Origin of the sequence: Methylotenera sp. (genome assembly GCF_036401095.1) — a bacterium.
Classification (GTDB): Bacteria; Pseudomonadota; Gammaproteobacteria; order Burkholderiales; family Methylophilaceae; genus Methylotenera.
Map to the genome: position 1 here is coordinate 40,654 of NZ_DASWWA010000004.1, position 20,006 is coordinate 60,659.

General features: G+C 45.6%; 21 protein-coding genes and 1 riboswitch. Of the genes, 16 read left to right on the forward strand and 5 right to left on the reverse strand.

What is annotated here, in order from left to right:
• Both VGD82_RS04855 and VGD82_RS04860 read left to right on the forward strand, forming a co-directional pair.
• On the forward strand, window positions 1-678 hold the full coding sequence (locus VGD82_RS04855) for an iron-containing redox enzyme family protein (RefSeq protein WP_331019331.1): 678 nt from the start codon (window positions 1-3) through the stop codon (window positions 676-678).
• Window positions 679-705: 27 nt separating this feature from the next.
• Window positions 706-1,506, forward strand: a complete 801-nt coding sequence (locus VGD82_RS04860; protein WP_331019332.1) for an SDR family oxidoreductase — start codon at window positions 706-708, stop codon at window positions 1,504-1,506.
• 41 nt (window positions 1,507-1,547) lie between these two features.
• On the opposite strand, the gene VGD82_RS04865 is transcribed toward VGD82_RS04860, so the two are convergent.
• Complete coding sequence (locus VGD82_RS04865; protein ID WP_012777404.1) at window positions 1,548-1,694, reverse strand: hypothetical protein; 147 nt, start codon at window positions 1,692-1,694, stop codon at window positions 1,548-1,550.
• A 266-nt stretch (window positions 1,695-1,960) separates the two neighbouring features.
• Window positions 1,961-2,061, forward strand: a riboswitch (TPP riboswitch).
• 65 nt (window positions 2,062-2,126) lie between these two features.
• On the opposite strand from VGD82_RS04865, the gene thiC reads away from it, so the two are divergent.
• The 10 genes from thiC to VGD82_RS04915 all read left to right on the forward strand — a co-directional run bounded on the left by thiC (window position 2,127) and on the right by VGD82_RS04915 (window position 13,791).
• Window positions 2,127-4,010, forward strand: coding sequence for a phosphomethylpyrimidine synthase ThiC (gene thiC, locus VGD82_RS04870; protein WP_331019333.1), 1,884 nt, complete (start codon window positions 2,127-2,129; stop codon window positions 4,008-4,010).
• 202 nt (window positions 4,011-4,212) lie between these two features.
• Window positions 4,213-5,856 (forward strand): hypothetical protein, encoded by a 1,644-nt coding sequence (locus VGD82_RS04875; protein WP_331019334.1) that lies wholly within the window; start codon window positions 4,213-4,215, stop codon window positions 5,854-5,856.
• A gap of 213 nt (window positions 5,857-6,069) precedes the next feature.
• Window positions 6,070-7,329 carry a pseudouridine synthase gene (locus tag VGD82_RS04880; RefSeq protein ID WP_331019335.1) on the forward strand — a complete coding sequence of 420 codons (1,260 nt, stop codon included), beginning with the start codon at window positions 6,070-6,072 and terminating at the stop codon, window positions 7,327-7,329.
• A 46-nt stretch (window positions 7,330-7,375) separates the two neighbouring features.
• Complete coding sequence (locus VGD82_RS04885; RefSeq protein WP_331019336.1) at window positions 7,376-7,765, forward strand: YidB family protein; 390 nt, start codon at window positions 7,376-7,378, stop codon at window positions 7,763-7,765.
• Window positions 7,766-7,928: 163 nt separating this feature from the next.
• Window positions 7,929-8,756: an undecaprenyl-diphosphate phosphatase gene (locus tag VGD82_RS04890; RefSeq protein ID WP_331019337.1), complete on the forward strand. Its 828-nt coding sequence runs from the start codon at window positions 7,929-7,931 to the stop codon at window positions 8,754-8,756.
• Between the two features lie 80 nt (window positions 8,757-8,836).
• Window positions 8,837-11,533, forward strand: coding sequence for an AsmA family protein (locus VGD82_RS04895; RefSeq protein WP_331019338.1), 2,697 nt, complete (start codon window positions 8,837-8,839; stop codon window positions 11,531-11,533).
• Window positions 11,534-11,591: 58 nt separating this feature from the next.
• Entirely contained in the window at window positions 11,592-12,644 is a 1,053-nt protein-coding gene (gene mutY, locus VGD82_RS04900) for an A/G-specific adenine glycosylase (protein WP_331019339.1), read from the forward strand.
• Between the two features lie 131 nt (window positions 12,645-12,775).
• Window positions 12,776-13,102 (forward strand): DUF883 family protein, encoded by a 327-nt coding sequence (locus VGD82_RS04905; protein WP_331019340.1) that lies wholly within the window; start codon window positions 12,776-12,778, stop codon window positions 13,100-13,102.
• 5 nt (window positions 13,103-13,107) lie between these two features.
• The gene (locus VGD82_RS04910; RefSeq protein WP_331019341.1) at window positions 13,108-13,491 is read left to right on the forward strand and encodes a phage holin family protein; all 384 of its coding nucleotides are present in this window, start codon (window positions 13,108-13,110) and stop codon (window positions 13,489-13,491) included.
• Window positions 13,492-13,500: 9 nt separating this feature from the next.
• Complete coding sequence (locus VGD82_RS04915; RefSeq protein ID WP_135276853.1) at window positions 13,501-13,791, forward strand: YqjK-like family protein; 291 nt, start codon at window positions 13,501-13,503, stop codon at window positions 13,789-13,791.
• 87 nt (window positions 13,792-13,878) lie between these two features.
• On the opposite strand, the gene fae is transcribed toward VGD82_RS04915, so the two are convergent.
• On the reverse strand, window positions 13,879-14,430 hold the full coding sequence (fae, locus tag VGD82_RS04920; RefSeq protein WP_331019342.1) for a formaldehyde-activating enzyme: 552 nt from the start codon (window positions 14,428-14,430) through the stop codon (window positions 13,879-13,881).
• A 214-nt stretch (window positions 14,431-14,644) separates the two neighbouring features.
• Here fae and VGD82_RS04925 point away from each other — a divergent pair, with 214 nt between their 5' ends.
• A complete protein-coding gene (locus VGD82_RS04925; protein WP_331019343.1) occupies window positions 14,645-15,829 on the forward strand; it encodes an HPP family protein in 1,185 nt (394 codons plus the stop codon).
• Window positions 15,830-15,831: 2 nt separating this feature from the next.
• Here the strand turns inward: VGD82_RS04925 and VGD82_RS04930 are convergent, their stop codons facing one another.
• A complete protein-coding gene (locus tag VGD82_RS04930) occupies window positions 15,832-17,019 on the reverse strand; it encodes a GGDEF domain-containing protein (RefSeq protein WP_331019344.1) in 1,188 nt (395 codons plus the stop codon).
• Window positions 17,020-17,225: 206 nt separating this feature from the next.
• On the opposite strand from VGD82_RS04930, the gene pqqA reads away from it, so the two are divergent.
• Window positions 17,226-17,297 carry a pyrroloquinoline quinone precursor peptide PqqA gene (pqqA, locus tag VGD82_RS04935; RefSeq protein WP_012777389.1) on the forward strand — a complete coding sequence of 24 codons (72 nt, stop codon included), beginning with the start codon at window positions 17,226-17,228 and terminating at the stop codon, window positions 17,295-17,297.
• 94 nt (window positions 17,298-17,391) lie between these two features.
• Here the strand turns inward: pqqA and VGD82_RS04940 are convergent, their stop codons facing one another.
• The gene (locus VGD82_RS04940) at window positions 17,392-17,862 is read right to left on the reverse strand and encodes a GNAT family N-acetyltransferase (protein ID WP_331019345.1); all 471 of its coding nucleotides are present in this window, start codon (window positions 17,860-17,862) and stop codon (window positions 17,392-17,394) included.
• 39 nt (window positions 17,863-17,901) lie between these two features.
• On the opposite strand from VGD82_RS04940, the gene VGD82_RS04945 reads away from it, so the two are divergent.
• Window positions 17,902-18,276, forward strand: coding sequence for a DoxX family protein (locus VGD82_RS04945; protein WP_331019346.1), 375 nt, complete (start codon window positions 17,902-17,904; stop codon window positions 18,274-18,276).
• 53 nt (window positions 18,277-18,329) lie between these two features.
• Here VGD82_RS04945 and VGD82_RS04950 read toward each other — a convergent pair whose 3' ends face one another.
• A complete protein-coding gene (locus tag VGD82_RS04950; RefSeq protein ID WP_331019347.1) occupies window positions 18,330-19,268 on the reverse strand; it encodes a quinoprotein relay system zinc metallohydrolase 2 in 939 nt (312 codons plus the stop codon).
• Window positions 19,269-19,379: 111 nt separating this feature from the next.
• Between VGD82_RS04950 and VGD82_RS04955 the strand changes: the two genes are divergently transcribed.
• Window positions 19,380-19,976, forward strand: a complete 597-nt coding sequence (locus VGD82_RS04955) for a cytochrome b (protein ID WP_331019348.1) — start codon at window positions 19,380-19,382, stop codon at window positions 19,974-19,976.
• The last annotated feature ends 30 nt before the right edge of the window (window positions 19,977-20,006 follow it).

The following is a 20,006-nucleotide window of genomic DNA, read 5'->3' on the forward strand; positions in this document are numbered from 1 at the left end:
ATGAACTTTTACCAAAGATTACTACAGACCACTGAAAAGGAACGCAATGAACTACTCAGCCTGCCGCTCATTACCAGAGGCGCTACCGGCAAGATTTCACGCGAAACTTATATAGGGTTTTTAACCCAGGCTTACCACCATGTGAAGCACACCACCCCTCTGCTTATGGCATGCGGCGGCCGCCTGCCAGCGCATTATGAATGGCTGCGCACTGCCATCGGTGAATATATTGAAGAAGAAATGGGGCATCAGGAATGGGTGCTCAATGATATTGAAGCATGTGGTGGCGATAAAGAGGCAGTACGTCATAGCACTACAGCAAGCCACAGCCCGAGTTTCGCCACCGAAGTCATGGTAGCCTATGCCTACGACATGATTAACCGCGTGAACCCGGTTGGCTTTTTTGGCATGGTACTGGTGTTAGAAGGCACCAGCACTGCGGTTGCCACGCATGCGGGTGAAGCACTCATGCAGTCATTAAATCTGCCGAAAAAAGCCTTTAGCTACTTACTCTCGCATGGCTCACTTGATATTAGCCACGTTACTTTTTATGAGAGCTTAATGAACCAAGTCAGCAATGCTGAAGACCAAGCCTTACTGATTCATAGTGCTAAAACATTTTATAGATTATATGGCAATATATTCCGTACAATAGAAGCTGAATACATGCAAGATTGAATAGGGTTACTTAAATAGAGTCACTATATGCAACTAAAAAACAAATGCATTCTACTCACTGGCGCCACTGGCGGCATAGGCAAACATCTAGCGCTGATGCTGGCACGCAAAGGCGCCAACATGATCCTAGTCGGGCGCGATAGCAACAAACTCGCTGCATTAAGCCAACAAATTCAAGACAAAGGCGGCAAGGCCAAAACCATTGTGGCTGATTTAGAAGCCGCTGGCAGCGTACAGCAAGTGGCGCAACAAGCCCTGCACTTATTTGATGGCATAGATGTGCTAATCAACAATGCAGCGATTCTGGATTTTATTCAATTTGAAGACCAAAGCCCTGAGCGCATAGCGCAAATGGTACAAACCAACGTCACCGCGCCGATTCAACTAACCAATGCGCTGTTACCGCACTTTAAATCTAACAATCAAGGCCAGCTGGTGATGATAGGCTCTGTTTTGGGCTCATTAGGCTTTCCGCACTATGCCACCTACTGTGCCACCAAATTTGCAGTACACGGCTTTTCACAAGCCCTACGCCGCGAATTGTGCGATACCAATATTGGCGTTACCTATATTGCCCCGCGTGGCGTCAACACAACCATGAACGATGCCGCAACGCTAGCGATGCTGGCTAAAACTGGCGGCAATATTGATGAACCGGAAAAAGTGGCACAAATTGTTGTGAAAGCAATTGAACATGAAAAGCAGGAAGTATTTATTGGTCAACCAGAAACGTTCTTCGCTTGGCTCAATGGTGTACTGCCAAGCGCTGTTAACCTCGGCCTGAAAAAACAAGCAAGACTGGCGCGTGAGTTTGTGACAAGAAAATAATGAAGGGTTAGAGGTACGACGGCAGATTCAAAGGTAAGGGCTTAAACGTAAAGCACCACAGGAAATACAGTTGCCGCCAACACCAAAATCACCCACTCCATACCCCAACGCTCCAAATGACCAGTGAAATGAAAAAAGAGCGCTGTAATCGCCACAAGGTAATAACCGATATAGATAGCTAAAGCCATAATCTCACCAATACCATTTAAGTTTGAGTTAAATACGATACGTACAATACAAGTGTACCAAAAAACGCTCACAGCGACTGATTTTTAAGTATATAGCATCAAAAACCAATTTAGCCGTACAGCTACAGCAACCGCAGGCGTGACAATGCGTGGCTGGCACCCTTAAATAGTTACGGTAATCTCGCACCTTACTTTAATACACAGGTTACGCCAATTAAACACTTGACTTAAACACTTGGTTTTATAGCAAATTTAGCGTATATTTCGCTAATTGCTAGGGGTCTGTATTTTTACCTAAATACAGTGAGATATACCCTTCGAACCTGATGCGGGTCATGCCGCCGTAGGAAAGCATCAATCCGCTTTCCTACAAATATACTAGTAAGGGGCACGCAGTTTTCCTGCTCCTTACGTTTTTGCTAGGAGCCACACTTGAACGCCACCGATAAAAATCTTACCAAGTTTCTTAATGAAACTGCCTCTGTTGATGAGAGCGCAACCACCCCTTTTGCCAAATCACGCAAAGTTTATGTTGAAGGCTCACGCCCAGACATTCGCGTACCGTTTCGCGAAATTTCATTAAGCGACACCCCTTCTGCTTTTGGCGCAGAAAAAAACCCACCAGTTGTTGTTTATGACACCTCAGGCCCATACACAGACCCAACCATCAGCATCGACATCCGTAACGGCTTACCTGCATTACGTACCGGCTGGATTATGGAACGTGGCGATGTAGAGCAATTAGACGGCCCTACTTCAGAGTTTGGTCACCAACGTTTAGTTGACCCTGAGCTTTCAGAAATGCGCTTCAACCTGCACCGCAAACCATTGCGCGCTAAAGCAGGCCAAAACGTATCGCAAATGCACTATGCACGTAAAGGCATTATCACTCCTGAGATGGAGTTCATTGCTATTCGTGAAAATCAACGCCGCGAAAACATGAGCGAGCTGTTGCAAACACAACACCCAGGTCAAGATTTCGGTGCAAACATCCCTAAAATGATTACACCAGAGTTCGTGCGTGATGAAGTGGCTCGCGGCCGCGCTATCATCCCACTGAACATCAACCACCCAGAAATCGAGCCTATGATTATCGGCCGTAACTTCTTGGTAAAAATCAACGCTAACATCGGCAACTCAGCATTAGGTTCTTCTATCTCTGAAGAAGTAGAAAAAATGGTGTGGAGTACACGTTGGGGTGGCGATACCGTAATGGATTTATCAACCGGCAAAAACATCCATGAAACACGCGAGTGGATTATCCGTAACTCACCAGTGCCTATCGGTACTGTGCCTATCTATCAAGCTTTGGAAAAAGTAAACGGTAAAGCTGAAGACCTAACTTGGGAAATCTTCCGCGACACATTGATCGAGCAAGCAGAGCAAGGTGTGGATTACTTCACTATCCATGCAGGTGTACGCTTGGCTTACATCCCGATGACAGCAAAACGTATGACCGGTATCGTGTCACGCGGTGGTTCTATCATGGCGAAATGGTGTTTGGCGCACCATAAAGAGTCTTTCTTGTACGAGCACTTTGAAGACATCTGTGAAATCATGAAACAGTACGACGTTTCATTCAGCTTAGGTGATGGCTTACGTCCAGGCTCAATCTACGATGCCAACGATGAAGCACAATTTGCAGAATTGAAAACATTGGGTGAATTGACCCAAATCGCTTGGAAGCATGACGTGCAATGTATGATCGAAGGCCCAGGCCACGTACCTATGCACCTCATTAAAGAGAACATGGACTTGCAACTTGAGCATTGCGGTGAAGCCCCGTTCTATACCTTAGGCCCATTAACTACGGACATCGCGCCGGGTTATGACCATATCACCTCTGGTATCGGTGCCGCGATGATCGGCTGGTACGGCTGTGCAATGCTTTGCTACGTAACGCCGAAAGAGCATTTAGGCTTGCCGGACAAAGAAGACGTGCGTGTTGGTATCATCACCTACAAGATCGCTGCGCATGCGGCAGACTTAGCAAAAGGCCACCCAGGCGCACAAATCCGTGACAATGCATTATCAAAAGCACGTTTCGAATTCCGCTGGGAAGACCAGTTCAATCTAGGCCTAGACCCAGAGAAAGCTAAAGAATTCCACGATGAAACATTGCCACAAGAAGGTGCAAAACAAGCGCACTTCTGCTCAATGTGCGGCCCACACTTCTGCTCAATGAAAATCTCACAAGACGTACGTGATTACGCAGCTGAGCAAGGTGTTTCTGAACAAGAAGCGCTGACCAAAGGCATGCAAGAGAAAGCCATTGAGTTTGTGAAAAAAGGTTCTGAAGTCTACCAAAAGGTCTAAACACCTTTTTCTGGGTTTATTTGTAAGTTTAAATAAACTTCTTAGCCAGTAAAAAAGCCAGCATTCTTGCTGGCTTTTTTACTTTTAGCATAGGATTTCTGTCTTTAATCTTATTTATCTGCTTTATCTATGCGTGTATTTCAGCCAATCTGCATTATGCTAAACTTTTGCTATCCTCTTTTATCTTAGATCTGGCTGCGTTGTGAACAATATCGAATCCACTATCGTTGCTGACTTTAGGCAAACCCTACTTTGGCCTGTACAACTGATTTCAGAATCCAATAGCCAGAAGATCCAGCGCCCGTGGGATATCCTTAAAGCTGAAAACTGTCCTTGGCAAGAAATCCAAGACGAATTTTCATTAGCCAAACAATCTTTAAGTGAAGTACGTTACCAAGAGTTTGTTACGTTCATGCCGTTTGCGCAGCGCTTTTTATATGGCGAAGGCAAACATGGGCGCGAATCTGGCGGCTATGGTGAGTCGCCAATTCATATTTTTTCACGTTCTGACGTGAATCAGGTACGCATTACGCTCAATAATCACGAAGCCCCTATCGTATTAAAGGTAGCCCATATTGAGTTGTATTTTTTCTATGATATCGATGTCGCTTTTTTAGCGCTTGAAGTCACCGGAGAAAATATCCAGCTCAATCATGCCATGGAGATTTTGTACCGCTTAGGGCGCACCTACCCTAATTATTGGGAAGAAAATGGCGATGCTGGTCACTGCGCAAAAAGCATTGAGTGGTTAGATAAACAAGGACAGGTGCTTGCATGCTCTGACTATCAAGACAAATCCCGATATTTATCATTTGTAAAAGATAACCACGTACCCTGCGTTTCTTTACACTGGGAGTTCTTGATGCACCCATTAGTGCAGCATTACTCCAGCCAAGAGGGCGAAATTCGCTATCGAGAAATTGAATATCAGCGCATGCCATTAATGGCGTACCTAGCGTTTGAAGACATCAGCAACCTCACCCGAGGCGATTTGATACGTTTAGGCTTGGTCACTCAGCCGTGGGATTCTGAAACGCTACCATTTACCGAAGAGTTTTTAAGCAATTTTGAACAAAAGCACTGCTACGACCGCTACTGGGATAGCAATAAAAGCGACCCGTGGAGCACCACTCGCATTATGTGTACGGGGCAAAATTTTATTGTGGTTGGCAGTAAACAACACCGCGTGTATACCAATGAAAGAACTGGCATTAAACGCAATTATCAAAGCCAATATTTCTTGCTGTTTTTAATCGCACACTTTCAAAAAGCAGCCCTGCTAATGCTGTCAGACCGCATGGTACAAGCCATTAGCCGCTTAAACATCGAAGATGAGACTTCTATCAAAACCTTTAGGCAAAGCATCCGTAATGTGATGGGCGTGTTTTTGCGATTCACCCATCGCTATTGGTTTGAAAGCGTATCAGACCAGGCCGTCGCAAAAGATATATTTGCCATGATGCATAAACAATTAAACACGCTAGATTTATTTAAAAAAACGCGTAGCCGCATTATGGATATGGCTGAATATTTAGAAGGCGAAGAAATTAAACGTCAAGCAGATACGGTAGTGAGACTAACGGTAGTCACAATTTTAGGTTTAATCGGCACCATGACCAGCGGCTTACTAGGCATGAATATTTTTGACTTCTCTCAAACAACTATCTTAGAAAAATTCGCCTATTTTGTAGGCATCTTTGTACCGGTGAGCATACTCACCTTTTACACAGTGATTAAATCACGCAGGCTATCGCTATTCTTAGATACGCTTTCTAATGAGAATACCGGCTTATTGTATAAAATAACCAAACTGAAAAGCGTGTGGTTTGGTAAGGATGATCACTAAAACATAGGCCTTACGTTACCGTAAGTGCTGCAACTAACCGCTCAATCAATTAAAAAGCACAATTGCCTTTAGTCACTTTTAACTAAGCTTCAACCTTGATGTGATTAAAAATAGCCAGCCATCTGCCGGCTATTTTGTTTTTAATTCAATCAATTGTATTCACGCCTAGCCAATAAAAAAGGCGTAAAATAGCAACATTCAAGGAAAAAACTTTTGACTACTCTAAAACTCTCAAAAAAATCTGGTGATGCCCCAAGCAATGTGGCAAGTAAAGCACCTGTACGCCGCACAAACACGCCTACGCGTGATAGAACAACTGCACCAGTTAGGCCACAACGCCCTAGCGCTCCAGAAGCAAGCGCACCTGTGCGTGCCAGAAATGAATCTAGAGACCAAACTAGAGATCAAGCAAGACCTTCGTATCAAGATACGCCACGTCAGCGTAACCATCGTCATGATGGTTCGTTACACACGTCCTCTGCACCTAAAGCACAAACACCAGATAGCCGTGCACCGTCACCGCGCCCGATTAATCCGGATGCGCGCAGACCAGATGCTCACAAATTAGACAGCATGCAAACCACCCGCGATAGAGCAGACCGTGAAGGCGCTTACCGCAACCCACCACGTCGTGGCGGTAAAGTGCGCGATGGCTTTGTAGCTAGCGAGTTTGATAAAACCCGCACCAATAAAGAAGCATTTGCTGCTAAAGCCAATGCCAGCCAACCAGATTTACCACGCTTATCTAAAGTGATGGCCGAACGCGGCTTATGTTCACGCCGCGAAGCGGATGAGTGGATTAGCAACGGCTGGGTAAAAGTAGACGGTGAGATTATTGAAACACTAGGCTCACGCATCAAACCTGATGCTGAAATCATTATCAGCAGTTACGCACAGGAATACCAAGCTGAAAACGTGACGATTATTCTGCACAAGCCTGTGGGCTATGTAAGCGGTCAGGCTGAAGATGGGTATCAACCAGCGATTGTATTGATACACCCAGACAACCAATGGGAAGACGACCCAGAGTTACACCACCATCACCCTAAACAATTCCACCGCGGCATGCTACAGGGCCTGGCGCCAGCTGGCCGCCTGGATATTGACTCTACCGGGATGTTAGTACTCACTCAGGACGGCCGCGTTGCGCGCCACTTGATTGGTGAAGACTCTACCGTAGAAAAAGAATATTTAGTACGCGTGACCGGTGAGCTTAGCGATGCTGACTTAAAACGCTTGAACTACGGCTTAAGCTTAGATGGTGAAAAGTTAAAACCAGCCAAAGTAAGCTGGCAAAATGAAGACCAATTACGCTTTGTATTACGTGAGGGCAAAAAACGCCAAATCCGCCGTATGTGTGAAATGGTGGGTTTACACGTAGTGGGCTTAAAACGTATTCGTATCGGCAGTGTAACTTTAGGTAAATTACCGGTTGGCGAATGGCGATATTTACGCAACGATGAGCGCTTTTAATGTAGCATCTGGCTTAATGATTAATTATTGATAGCGAGGTTTTATCATGGGATTATTTGATAGTTTAGCTGGCGCAGTGTTAAGTAATATGGGCGGTGATAAAGGCGCTATGCTGCAAATCGCCATGGATCTGTTTAAGCAGAACGGTGGCTTAGAGGGTGTAGTTGCCAAATTCAATGAAGCTGGCTTGGCCGAACAAGCTGCGTCCTGGATTAGCAAAGGCGATAATCTGCCAATTTCTGCCGAACAAGTGATTGAAGTGCTAGGTCGCGACAGCATTGCCGGCATTGCCGAAAAGCTAACGATGTCACCTAGTGATATCAGCGAGAAAATTGCAGAATACTTACCACAGGCCATCGACAAAATGACACCAAACGGTGAAGTAGACAGCAACTCAGGCAGCCTGCTAACAGCCGTCATGGGTATGCTTAAATAACAGCACCAAAGTAGAAACGGCGCTTAGGCGCCGTTTCTGTTCAATATTCACATGCTTGGCATCATGGTGCCAAGCAATGCACACACTAAAATTACTGTACGTTAACCTTTGCCTGTAAGCTCTTTTACTGCTTACCAATCACTTTATTTATTAAAATCAGCATATGGATATCTTGTTACTACTTAAGGCCGCCTTACTAGGCATTGTTGAGGGCGCGACTGAGTTCTTGCCTATCTCCAGCACCGGGCATTTGATCTTGGCCGGTGACCTGCTCAATTTCATGGACCATGAAAAACGCAACGTATTTGATATTGCCATTCAATTAGGCGCTATCTTGGCGGTAGTGTGGGAATACCGTACGCGTTTTGTCAGTACATTTGCTGGCCTAGGCCGCGACCCCATTGCCAACCGCTTATTCATTAACTTGAGCATCGCGTTCTTGCCACTTGCCATCTTGGGATTGGCTTTTGGCAGCATCATCAAAACTCACCTGTTTAAACCGGTACCGGTTGCCTTGGCATTTATTATTGGCGCTTTTATTATTTTATGGGCAGAAAAGCGCACACACAAAGTCACCATAGAAACCGTGGATGACATTCGCCCTGTGGATGCGTTAAAACTTGGCTTAGCACAAGCAGTTGCGCTGATTCCAGGCATGTCGCGTTCCGGCTCAACCATCATCGGCGGGCTGTTTTTTGGCTTATCGCGCAAAGCAGCTGCGGAATTTTCATTTTTCCTCGCTGTCCCAACCTTAGGCATAGCCTCTATTTATTCTATGTACAAAGACCGCGCCCTGCTCAGCATGGATGACATGGGCGCATGGGCAATGGGGTTTATATTTTCTTTCATTAGTGCCATGATTGCGGTTAGAGCGCTTATTCGCTATGTCAGCAACCATGACTTTACGATTTTTGCATGGTATCGCCTTGCGTTTGGTGGAATCGTACTGCTAACGGCGTATACAGGCTTGGTGGACTGGACTGTACACTAAAGTAAAAACAACAATATGAACGTGCATATACTGATAATCACAACATGTGCATTAGCAGTATGGCTAACAAAGGTGACATCATGAAAAAATTATTAAAATACGGTCTCTATGGCGTAGCTGGCGTGGTTGCCTTGCTGGTTCTGGCCGTTGCCATCATCTCCGCAACATTTAACCCCAATGATTACAAGCCGCTCATCATTAAACTGGTGCAAGAGAAAAAACAGCGCACCCTGAATATTGAGGGGGATATCAAGCTCGCTTTCTGGCCAAAAATTGGCGCAGATTTAGGCAAGCTTTCCATCTCTGAACATAAGTCTGACCAAACCTTTGCTTCGATTCAAGGCGCAAAAGTGGCGCTGGCACTGCTGCCCTTGCTTAAAAAAGAGCTGGTGGTAGATACCGTTTACATTGATGGCGCTCAGGCCAATATCATTAAATATAAAGACGGCACCACTAACTTTGATGACTTGCTCAGCAAAGATGAAGAAGAGTCAGAGCAAATTAAGTTTGATGTAGATGGCGTTAAAGTTACCAACTCTGCAGTCAACTATACCGATGAAGGTACAGGTGCAAAATATGCACTTTCTAAATTCAATTTAACCTCTGGCCATATTGCATTAGCTGAGCCAATTGATTTAGCCACTGACTTTAGTGCAACGGCAAATCAACCAGCGCTGGCGGCTGATGTAAAACTCAAGGGTACGTTCCTGGCAGACCCAGAGGCTAAACACTTTGCCGCAAAAAACCTAGACGCCAGCATTAAAGGCGACTTGCTAGGTGGTAAAGATGTAGCAGTCACCCTGAGTGGTGATGTGGATGCCAAACCTGAAACACATGAGTTCTTAATCGATAGCTTGAAATTAGCCTTAGCCGGCCAATTTGACGGTGCCAAAGTCGCCTTGGATTTAAACGCACCCGCACTGGTTGCACAAAAGGATGAAGTCACCAGCAAAAAAATCACCGTGAGCTTAAGCCAAGAAAAAGCGAGTGATAACTTTAAAGCCAACCTAACACTGGCGGATATTAAAGGCTCACCTAAGGCATTACAAAGCAGCGGCATCAGTGGTGACATTGCTGGCACACAAGGCAAGCGCAGCATTAACGGCAAGTTTTCATCTCCGTTCCAAGGCAATCTGGAAAGCCTGATTTTTGACTTGCCAAAATTCGCTGGCAATATCGATATTAAAGACCCTGCCATCCCCAATGGTAGCGCCAAAGTGAGCTTTGATTTAAGTCTGCATGCGGACGCCAAACAAGAGCAAGTGCATAGCAAGTTCTTGATGAATGTGGATAACACCAAGCTTAACGGCAATGTGGCACTAGCCAACTTTAAAAAACCCAATATCCAGTTTAATTTAACTGCTGATGCCTTGGATTTAAACAAGCTTTTAGGCTCCAACCATGCACAGAAAGCGGAAGCCAAACAGACAACAGCCGCCAGCCAGAAGCCAGCAGACATGTCGGCATTGGCTAATTTACTGTTAGACGGCAAAATCAATATTGGTCAAATCAGTTACGACAAATATCGCTTATCTGGCCTTAATGTTAACGTGAAAGCCGATGGTCAAAAACTGACACTATCCGGTTTGAATGTGAAGTTTGACGATAGCCAAATCAAAGGCGGCCTGGGCATTAGCCAGTTCCACAAGCCGCTTTACAGCTTTGACCTTGATATTGACCAGTTGAATCTGGATAAATACATCATTGCCAGCGACAAACCAGCCACCGAAACCAAAGCCCAAGCTAACACTGGCGATGCGCCGCTGGATTTAAGAGCACTGAAAGCGCTAAACGCCAATGGCTCTATCCGTATTGGCAACTTAAGGTACGGCAAAACCAAGGCTTCAAATGTGCGTGTGGATTTAAAAGCTGCTGATGGCGTTGCCACCATTGCGCCACTCTCTGCAAATTTGTATCAAGGCAGTATGAATGGCTCGCTTAGGGTAGACGCACGCAGCACACCCAGCATCGCCTTTAAGCAAGACATGAAAGGCATTGCCATTGGTCCTTTGTTGGTAGATGCCATTAATAACGATATGTTAGACGGTAAAGGTACACTTAGCGTTGACGTAACGGCAGCGGGTAATACCGTAGGCGCCATGAAAAAAGCACTCAATGGTACATCTTCACTGCAACTGGCTGATGGCGCGGTTAAGGGTATCGACATTGCTGGCACCATCCGCAACGCCAAGTCTAAAATCAATATTTTTAAGGACAAAAGCAGCATTGGTGCTGACCAAACGCAAAAAACTGACTTTAGCGAACTTACAGCATCATTTAACATTAAAAATGGGGTAGCCCACAACGAAGACCTTGCTATGAAAGCGCCTATTCTGCGCTTAGCCAAAGGCGATAGCCGTGGCGATGTAGATATTGCTAACGAAACCATCAACTACTTAGCGAAACCCACGATTGTTAAATCCCTTAAAGGCCAAGGCGGTGCAGAGCTAGACTCACTCGCCGGTGTATCTATCCCCGTGAAAGTGACCGGCACCTTTTCTGCGCCTAAATACGGCATTGACTTTGCTGCACTGGGCACTGCAATTGCCAAATCCAACCTAATCGACAAAGTGGGTGGTGACAAAGCCGGCGCTGTGAAAGCGTTAGTGGGTGATGGTAACAAAGTAGACGCCTTAAAAGGCTTGCTCGATAAAAACAAATCGACCGATAGCGCTACCACGCCAGCAGACGGCAGCACTGCAGAACAGCCAAAATCAACTGAAGAGCTAGCGAAAGAAAAAGCAGAGCAAAAACTTAAAAAACTGTTTAAATTTTAAGCAACTTTTCTGCTGTTTAGCCCTATCCCACTTTCATTTTTATAAAGTAGCTTCATTCATGACTGACTTTGCCAGCCGCCTGATTTCTTGGCAAAAAATACACGGGCGGCACGACCTGCCTTGGCAAAATACCACAGACCCTTATGCCATCTGGGTATCTGAAATCATGCTGCAACAAACCCAAGTATCAGCTGTGATTGGTTACTACGGCAAGTTCATGGCGCGCTTCCCTACCATTGCCGATTTAGCTCATGCCACGCAAGATGAAGTATTGCAGTACTGGAGTGGCCTAGGTTACTACTCAAGAGCGCGTAATCTGCACCATGCCGCACAAACCATAGTGGATGAACATGCAGGGCAGTTCCCGCAAGATTTCGACACTATTCAAACGCTATCTGGCATTGGCCGCTCCACCGCCGCAGCAATCGCCTCGTTTGCCTTTCATCAGGCGCAAACCATTTTGGATGGCAATGTTAAACGCGTGCTGGCTAGGCACTTTGCTATCAGCGGCTGGACTAGCGCGCCCAAAATTGAAAAAGCATTATGGCAGCTGGCTGAAAGCCTATTGCCGCAGTCTGACATGGTAGCCTACACCCAAGGCCTGATGGACTTGGGTGCAACCGTGTGTACCAGAAGCAAGCCTAAATGTGTGGAATGTCCTTTAAATGAAAGCTGTTTAGCACGTCAACAAAACCTGACCTCAGTATTACCTACACCTAAACCAAAAAAAAGCATCCCGGAGAAGAACACCACCATGCTCATATTGCAGCAAGGCAATGAGGTGATGCTGGTGAAACGCCCACCCACAGGCATATGGGGCGGTTTATGGAGCTTTCCAGAGTCGGATGACACCGAAAACCACGATTACGCGGCGACCGTGCTCAATCAATTTGGCGTCAACGCAACGGTAGACGTGCCACTAGCCACCATCAGCCACGTTTTTACGCATTTTAAGCTGCATATCAAGCCTCAGCCACTTACCGTTAGCCAGCATGCATTACAGGCACGCGAAGCAACTGCTATCTGGCTGCCGATAGAAGACGCACTTGGTGCCGCCATACCTACCCCGGTACGTAATATTCTATTAAAACTTAGCGCGCATCAGTCTTAACCACACTCTTCTTGCCCTCTGGCCAAGCAAGGCGTAGGATTAAAACTATCATCACCGTCAATTAAATTGAATCTAATGTTTAGATGGCGGTCAGACCTCTGTAAAACAACAATGCACAAGGAGAAAAATAAATGAACAACAACAATTTACCTTCACCAGTAGATGTTTCTAAAGAACAATTGATTGCCGACTTCAAGGTAGTAATCGCTGATGCAGAGGCATTGCTAAAAGCGACAGCTAGCCAAGGCGGTGAAGCAATGGCGAATCTACGTGCAAAAACTGAAGAATCTCTCGCTGTTGCCAAAGAAAAATTAGCTGATGCACAAGAAGCCCTAGTTGCCAAAACCAAAGCAGCAGCACGTGCAACGGACGACTATGTACATGACAAACCTTGGCATGCAGTAGGAATCGCAGCAGGCGTTGGCTTATTGGTTGGCTTACTTATTGGCCGCCGTTAATCACAATGAGTGATAGCAATAGCAATGACGGGCTATTAGGCTCACTAAAAAGGCTCACCAACACCTGTATCGGGATTGTGCACACGCGTCTTGAGCTACTAAGCACAGACTTAGAAGAAGGACGCGAGCGTTTAATCTCCTTACTAGCGATGACCTTTGTTGCCTTATTCTGCCTGTGCTTTGGCATGGTACTGCTGGCAATTCTGATTGTGGTTTTATTTTGGGATACCCATCGCTTGCTGGTGTTAAGCTTACTCACAGGTTTGTTTATTTTCACTGGCGGCATTATTGGTGCGCTAGCGATTCGCGCCCTTAAATCCATGCCTAGGATGTTTGAAGCCAGCTTAGCTGAGCTGGTAAAAGATCATCAAGAAACCAGTAGAGACTAGGAGCGATTTGTGAGCCCAAAACGCGCAACCATCGCCGAGCGCCGTGAAAAACTAATCCTTAAAGCAGCATCGCAACGTGCTTTACTCGCACAAGATATCGCACCTTTAGGCAAACCCTTAACTATTGCTTATCGTGGCTTTCAACTGGTGCGTTATGTACGGCAGCACCCTATTTTGATGCTAGGAGTCACCACGGCCATCAGCGTTATTCGCCCTAGCCGGGTGCTCAAGTGGTTAAAAACCGGTTTTTCTGCACTCAATCTGGCACGCAGTGTCAGTGATATCTTAATTAGGAAATAAAAAAAGCGGCCATCAGCCGCTTTTTTGTTCACCTACACTTTAAATGCCAGGTATTGCTTAGGTATCTAAATAGCGTAATCAGCTATCTTATTTTTGATCCCAAGAATCTTCCCACATGCAGTGTTTGATTTTGTTGCGGTTAGCAATCAACTCATCAATGCTAGGCTCGTCGTTCAATGCACGTTTGATCGCCAATTTAGTCGCATCGTAGTTGTTTTTGTACATATCAGCTTTGTCTAAAGTGCCTGCCTTTTCTAGCTCGATACAACCTGGGTCAATCCACACCAAGCTGATGATACATAGATCATTTGCTTGCTCTTTAGGGATGATGCCTTCGATTACACAGTCCAAGATCGCATCAGCAGTAGCTGCTTGCACCACACCACCGAACAAGGCTACATCTGTGCTGCCTTTTAATGTTACTTTTGGTACGGTCATACATACTGGGCGTACTAATTGGTTGATATCACGTACCGCAAACATTGCAGTGTGGCCTTTGCTTTGTGCCATTAAGTTTGCAAACGCTTGGCCTACTGGGCCATCAACCGCGCCGATTAAGATTTCTGGCATTGCTGCGGTAACGTCTTTACCTTCTGAGTAAACAGTAGCTTCGCCTGCTTTGAAAATGATTTTTGACATGAGAAATCCTTGAGAAAATAAAACGATGAAAAATACGAATAAAATCAATGATGCTATTCTATAAAGTAGGATTTTATAGAATAGCCCTGCTTTAAGCAATTTACATGCAAATAAAGCACCTCTGGCATGTAACACGAGCCAGCCGCGCACTAATCTGGTGCGCTTAATTGGTGCATAGTGTAATATCCTTAAAAATCTACTTAGGTTCACAAGCTTGGATAAACTTAAAAACTGGCTAAAAGGCTTTGTCCCAGAACGCATTGCCGTTAATCATACCGAACGCCTGCGCGCGGGTGTCGGCGCTTTTGTCGGCATTTTATTAACAGGCCTAGTGACCGTTTTAATTGAGGGTGATACTAGCACTCTCCCCTATCTTATTGCCCCGATGGGCGCCTCTGCCGTACTGTTATTTGCAGTACCCTCAAGCCCACTGGCTCAACCGTGGTCAATTATTGGCGGCAATACCACAGCAGCCTTAATCGGTGTGACTTGCGCCATGTGGATTGGGCACCCTGCCGCAGCCGCAGCTGTCGCAGTCAGCCTCTCCATTGTGGCCATGTTTGCATTAAGGTGCATACACCCACCCAGCGGCGCAGTCGCACTGACCGCAGTGCTAGGAGGAGCCACTATTCATGCACAGGGTTACTGGTTTGTGTTGGCACCGGTCGCGCTTAACTCTTTTATCCTGTTACTAGTTGCCATTATTTTCAACAATGCAACACGCCGCCCTTATCCACACCTCGCAGCAAAGGCTTCTCAGCAGCTAGCTAAGGATATTCCCGCTGAAATGCGCTTTGGCTTTAATACTGAAGATTTAAATGCCGTGCTCAAAGAATACAACCAAGTGCTGGACGTAAGCCGTGATGATTTGCAAACCTTGTTACAACAAACCGAAATGCACGCCTATCGGCGCCGTTTTGGTGAGATTGTTTGTGCAGATATTATGTCTAAAAATGTGGTCAGCGTCGTGTTCGGTACTTTGCTAGAGGATGCTTGGCTGCTTATGCGCCAGCATGAAATTAAAGCCCTGCCGGTGATTGATCGAGCACGGCGTGTGGTTGGCATTATCACCCAGGCCAACTTTATGCAGCATGCCAATTTAGAAGTATATGAAGGCTTTGAAACTAAACTCAAAAGCTTTATCCGCAGAACCCACACCTTGTCTTCGCACAAACCGGAAGTGGTAGGTCAAATCATGACCTCGCCAGCCGTCACAGCATCAGCCAATATGCATATTATTGAATTGATTCCGCTGATGTCGCAAACCAAGGTTCACCATCATATTCCTGTAGTTGATGATGAGCGCCGCTTAGTGGGCATGGTGACACAGTCTGATTTAGTGTCTGCGCTGTACCACGGGCGCGTGGCCAACTTAAAAACGCTGGGTTTATCCTCTTAAGCTCAAGCGGTGCTGCACATATCCATCTCGGAATAGGTTGCTACTTGGTTACGCCCGCCCTCTTTAGCACAATACAGCGCTTTATCCGCCGCCATCACTAAATCGGCAAACTCTAAACCAACCACGCTTGAGTCTGCCACGCCAATACTCACTGTAATATTAAGCCGCTCTTTACCCACGGCTAAGCTAAACTCAGCAAAAGCCAAACGCAAGCGCTCCGCCAAATCTAATGCTTCATTTTCGTTTGTGGAGGTAAGCAGCATGCAGAACTCCTCACCGCCATAGCGGGCAAAATAATCCTCTGCACGAATAGATTTTTGTGCGATATCCGCTAGTGCACACAACACCTTATCACCAACTGGGTGCCCATAGCGATCATTAATAGACTTAAAGAAATCAATATCAATCATCATAATCGCCAAGGTCTCACCAGTGCGCATACAACGCGCCCTCAAGCGCACGGCCTCTTCTTCAATACGTCGGCGATTAAGCACACCAGTAAGCGCATCACGTGACGCCATCTGGTAAACGTCAGCAATCAGGCGGTGATTCAGCATCAATAACAGGCCAAACGCCGCACAAAACTGTAGCAGGCAACCAATCACAAATGGCAAGGTATTAATGGGTGTGTTTACATGCAAGCCGATCACCGCATCCGGCGACAGCAGTATCACTACACCTCGCGCGAGCGTTAACAATGCTAGTATCGAAAAGGAAACTCCAGTAAACCAATAGGCCACCTTCAGCGAAGCTTCCACCCTCACCAACAGTACGCGCGCGCATGCAACATAAATAGCGCAGAATAAAAAAGAATTAATAATCGCCCGTGCATGAAAATCTGGGTGTATCACGCTAAACCAAGTGTTCAGGCATAGAATCAACGCGATAAGCGGCACCAATATGCGCCAGCAAACTGGTTGCTCTTTAAAGGTTTGTATTCCAGTTAATTGTAAGCCAGCCCCCGTTGCAATTAGAGATACCCCTATCACAGTTGCCCACTCACGCCCCGGCGTTGTTTGCCCATAAAAATAAGCGAGGCTAAACCCTAGGCTGATACATAGGTTAGCAATCGCCCATTGCCTAACGCCACGTATATTACCTACGCGCAAACCTGCTAATTCAAACAAGCAGAAAAACATAAACGCCAGCATGGAAAACATCACCATGACAGTACGTGCATCTAAACCCATGTAAACTCCTAATAACTATCAGTATTATCTATTAATTACGGATATTTAAGAAATTTATCGCAAGCTCAGTCAGTTAAATAATTACGTAAAATCATGATGCTGCATTCATTAAACTACATACGCCTAGGCTGCAACTGTTAGGTATGATACTAATCATACAAGCACAGCATCAATTTAGATGTCACTTAACTAACAGGAGAGTCATTATGTGGACAACACCAGCAGCAACAGAAATGCGTTTTGGCTTTGAAGTTACTATGTACGTAATGAACAAATAATACGCATCAGCCAGCTATGCCTGGCTAAATTAAAAAAGCCTGCTCAATAATGTGCAGGCTTTTTTAATTTTAAACGCGTGTTTAACGCTTAAATCTACGAAGCATCGATGCGCTGCATATCCCTGTGCAAAATACCGGCATCCATATACGCCTCACTACACAGCTTAAAACCAAACTTCTCATAAAAGGCAATCGCATGCACTTGTGCGGATAGCGTAATCACAGGCTGTGCGCGCTGCTGGTAATAATTTATCGCCGCCGTCAGCAAGGCCACGCCCACACCCAATCCGCGCCAGGGCTTTAATACCGCCATGCGGCCTATACTGCCATTACTTAACAATCTGGCGCAGCCTATGGGCTCGCCTACAGCGTTGAGCGCTAACAAATGATGCGCTTGTTGATCTAAGCCATCCCACTCTAGTTCTACTGGCACGCTCTGTTCATTGATAAACACAGTTTCACGCACCGCCCTCAGTTGTGGTGCATGCGTTTGCCAGCTGACTTGCGCTATATTGAAACTATCTTGCAATGTTAACCCCTTGCGAGCGTTGGCAGTAACAGGCATTATGCAGCCTTGGTCTTTAATTAATGATTAAGGTTTTATATGCAAAAATACTTAGCAACTGCAGCACGCGTTTTATTATCACAATTATTCTTAGTTCAAGTTGTGGTGCTGATTATTGGTTTTACTAATAATCCTGATGGATATCAGCAATATCAAGCTAGTTTAGGTAGCATGGGCTTGCCTGGCATTTTTGCCCCGCTCATTATTTTAGTGAACTGTATCGGTGGCTTAGCTTTATTATTAGGTTACAAAACCAAAGCCTTTGCATTAGTTATGGCATTTTATATCGTGGGCTTAACCCTATTACTGAAATTGCCACTATTGCAATACTTAGCCATTGCTGGCGGTTTGTTGCTGTTACACGCAAACCCCAATACTGCCTGTAGTTTAGACAACCGTAAGAAAAATGCTTAATCGGCATTTAGCTTAAACTAGCAACACCCAAGCGGCTTAATAAGCCGCTTTTTTTATTCCCACTCCAGCACCGGGTATATCGTATTTACATTGCGTCTATTAGCAATCTCAAATAGCTGCCATTTACTGCGCTCACTCTCTGCCGCCGTATCCATGGTTTTTTCCATACTAATATTGCGCTTAATGTTAGCGCGTACATCGCTCAATAACACGGTTAAATAGCGCTCAGCATCGGTTAAAGCCGCTACCCAATCCTTGGTCACCGGACCATGGCCTGGCACTACCTGTTTTGCCGGGCTGCTCTTCAAATTAATAATTTCCGCAATCAAGCCTTTAATATCGCCCTCCACTACTGGTGTACGCGTGATAAATAACAAATCGCCAGCAAATAAGGTACCCGTTTTGCTATCCAGCAAGCTAATATCAGTATTGGTGTGAGCAGGCGGATGTGCAGTTACTGTCAGTACCCGATCACCCAAATCCAACTCTAACTTGCTGGTGACTGGTAATGTAGGCTTAACTAAATCACTACCTTTAGCGCCCTCATGCAACAAACGCTCATTCAGTTTGGTGTACTGCTCACTTCTCAAGTCCATGGCATGGCCTAATTTCTCATGGCCTACAAACTCAGGCTTGGCTTCAGTAGCGGTTTTAGGTAAAAAAGCAGCGTTGCCGTAAATGTGGTCTGGATGCACATGCGTGTTAACCACATACAACACTGGTAGCGCGGTTACTTTACGTATCGCTGCATGCAACTGCCCCCCCACTTTCAGGCTGCCGCCAGTATCAATCACCGCTACGCCCTTGCTGCCGACAATAAAGCTAATATTACAGATATCGCCCTGATAGCCAGTATCAATATCTAAATTCTGCCCATGGTGCACATAAACACCTTCAGCTACCGTCTCAAGCGCAAAGTTTTCATGCTGTATTTGCGCATGTGTACAGCCCATTATTGAAAATAGGCTCATGGTTATCATTAAAATTCTCATGAATGATTCCTTGCGTTAAAGTTAGCGATTAAAATAAGACGCTTATGCAATCATTTGTGATGACTACAGTCACAATTAGACGTCAATTGAAGTGTTACTTAGGATATTACTATGAATCAAGATTCTTCACGCTATACAAAACCCGCGGTTATTCTGCACTGGCTAATTGCACTTGTGGTGATTGCCATGTTTGCACTGGGTTGGTACATGACAGAACTGCCCAAAGAGGCGGCCAAGCAAACTGCTTTTGATTTGTTCGATTTAGGTGTTTACACCTGGCATCTTGCTGAGGAAGCCAGCCCAAGAAACTTTTACTTTAATCTGCATAAATCTATCGGCGTTACCTTATTAGCCCTGATTGCTCTGCGTGTGCTCTGGCGCATTACACACCGCCCACCGGCGTTGCTTGCTTCATACAAAGCATGGGAAAAGAAACTAGCCACCGGTACTCATCACCTGCTGTATTTATTAATGGTGGCAATGCCAGTGAGCGGCTTAATCATGGCCATGAGCGGCAAGTACGGCGTAAAGTGGTTTGGCATCGATATTATTGCCGGTTTAGATAACAGTACGCTGCGCGACATCTTCAAAGAAGCGCATGAGATTATCGGCGTTATCTTTCTAATTGCCATCATCCTACATATTTTAGGTGCATTAAAACATAAGTGGATTGATAAAGACGGCACCATGAAACGTATGTCTTTTTAATCACATATATTAAGCAATAAAAAAGCCCGC

Bases quoted from the DNA above. Each gene is read 5' to 3' on its own strand.
- VGD82_RS04860 (WP_331019332.1), top strand. From the start codon at position 706: ATGCAACTAAAAAACAAATGCATTCTACTCACTGGCGCCACTGGCGGC.
- VGD82_RS04865 (WP_012777404.1), bottom strand. From the start codon at position 1,694: ATGGCTTTAGCTATCTATATCGGTTATTACCTTGTGGCGATTACAGCG.
- VGD82_RS04905 (WP_331019340.1), top strand. From the start codon at position 12,776: ATGAACAACAACAATTTACCTTCACCAGTAGATGTTTCTAAAGAACAA.
- VGD82_RS04945 (WP_331019346.1), top strand. From the start codon at position 17,902: ATGCAAAAATACTTAGCAACTGCAGCACGCGTTTTATTATCACAATTA.
- fae (WP_331019342.1), bottom strand. From the start codon at position 14,430: ATGTCAAAAATCATTTTCAAAGCAGGCGAAGCTACTGTTTACTCAGAA.
- mutY (WP_331019339.1), top strand. From the start codon at position 11,592: ATGACTGACTTTGCCAGCCGCCTGATTTCTTGGCAAAAAATACACGGG.
- VGD82_RS04910 (WP_331019341.1), top strand. From the start codon at position 13,108: ATGAGTGATAGCAATAGCAATGACGGGCTATTAGGCTCACTAAAAAGG.
- VGD82_RS04940 (WP_331019345.1), bottom strand. From the start codon at position 17,862: ATGCCTGTTACTGCCAACGCTCGCAAGGGGTTAACATTGCAAGATAGT.
- VGD82_RS04930 (WP_331019344.1), bottom strand. From the start codon at position 17,019: ATGGGTTTAGATGCACGTACTGTCATGGTGATGTTTTCCATGCTGGCG.
- VGD82_RS04895 (WP_331019338.1), top strand. From the start codon at position 8,837: ATGAAAAAATTATTAAAATACGGTCTCTATGGCGTAGCTGGCGTGGTT.
- VGD82_RS04950 (WP_331019347.1), bottom strand. From the start codon at position 19,268: ATGAGAATTTTAATGATAACCATGAGCCTATTTTCAATAATGGGCTGT.
- VGD82_RS04885 (WP_331019336.1), top strand. From the start codon at position 7,376: ATGGGATTATTTGATAGTTTAGCTGGCGCAGTGTTAAGTAATATGGGC.
- VGD82_RS04890 (WP_331019337.1), top strand. From the start codon at position 7,929: ATGGATATCTTGTTACTACTTAAGGCCGCCTTACTAGGCATTGTTGAG.
- VGD82_RS04855 (WP_331019331.1), top strand. From the start codon at position 1: ATGAACTTTTACCAAAGATTACTACAGACCACTGAAAAGGAACGCAAT.
- VGD82_RS04955 (WP_331019348.1), top strand. From the start codon at position 19,380: ATGAATCAAGATTCTTCACGCTATACAAAACCCGCGGTTATTCTGCAC.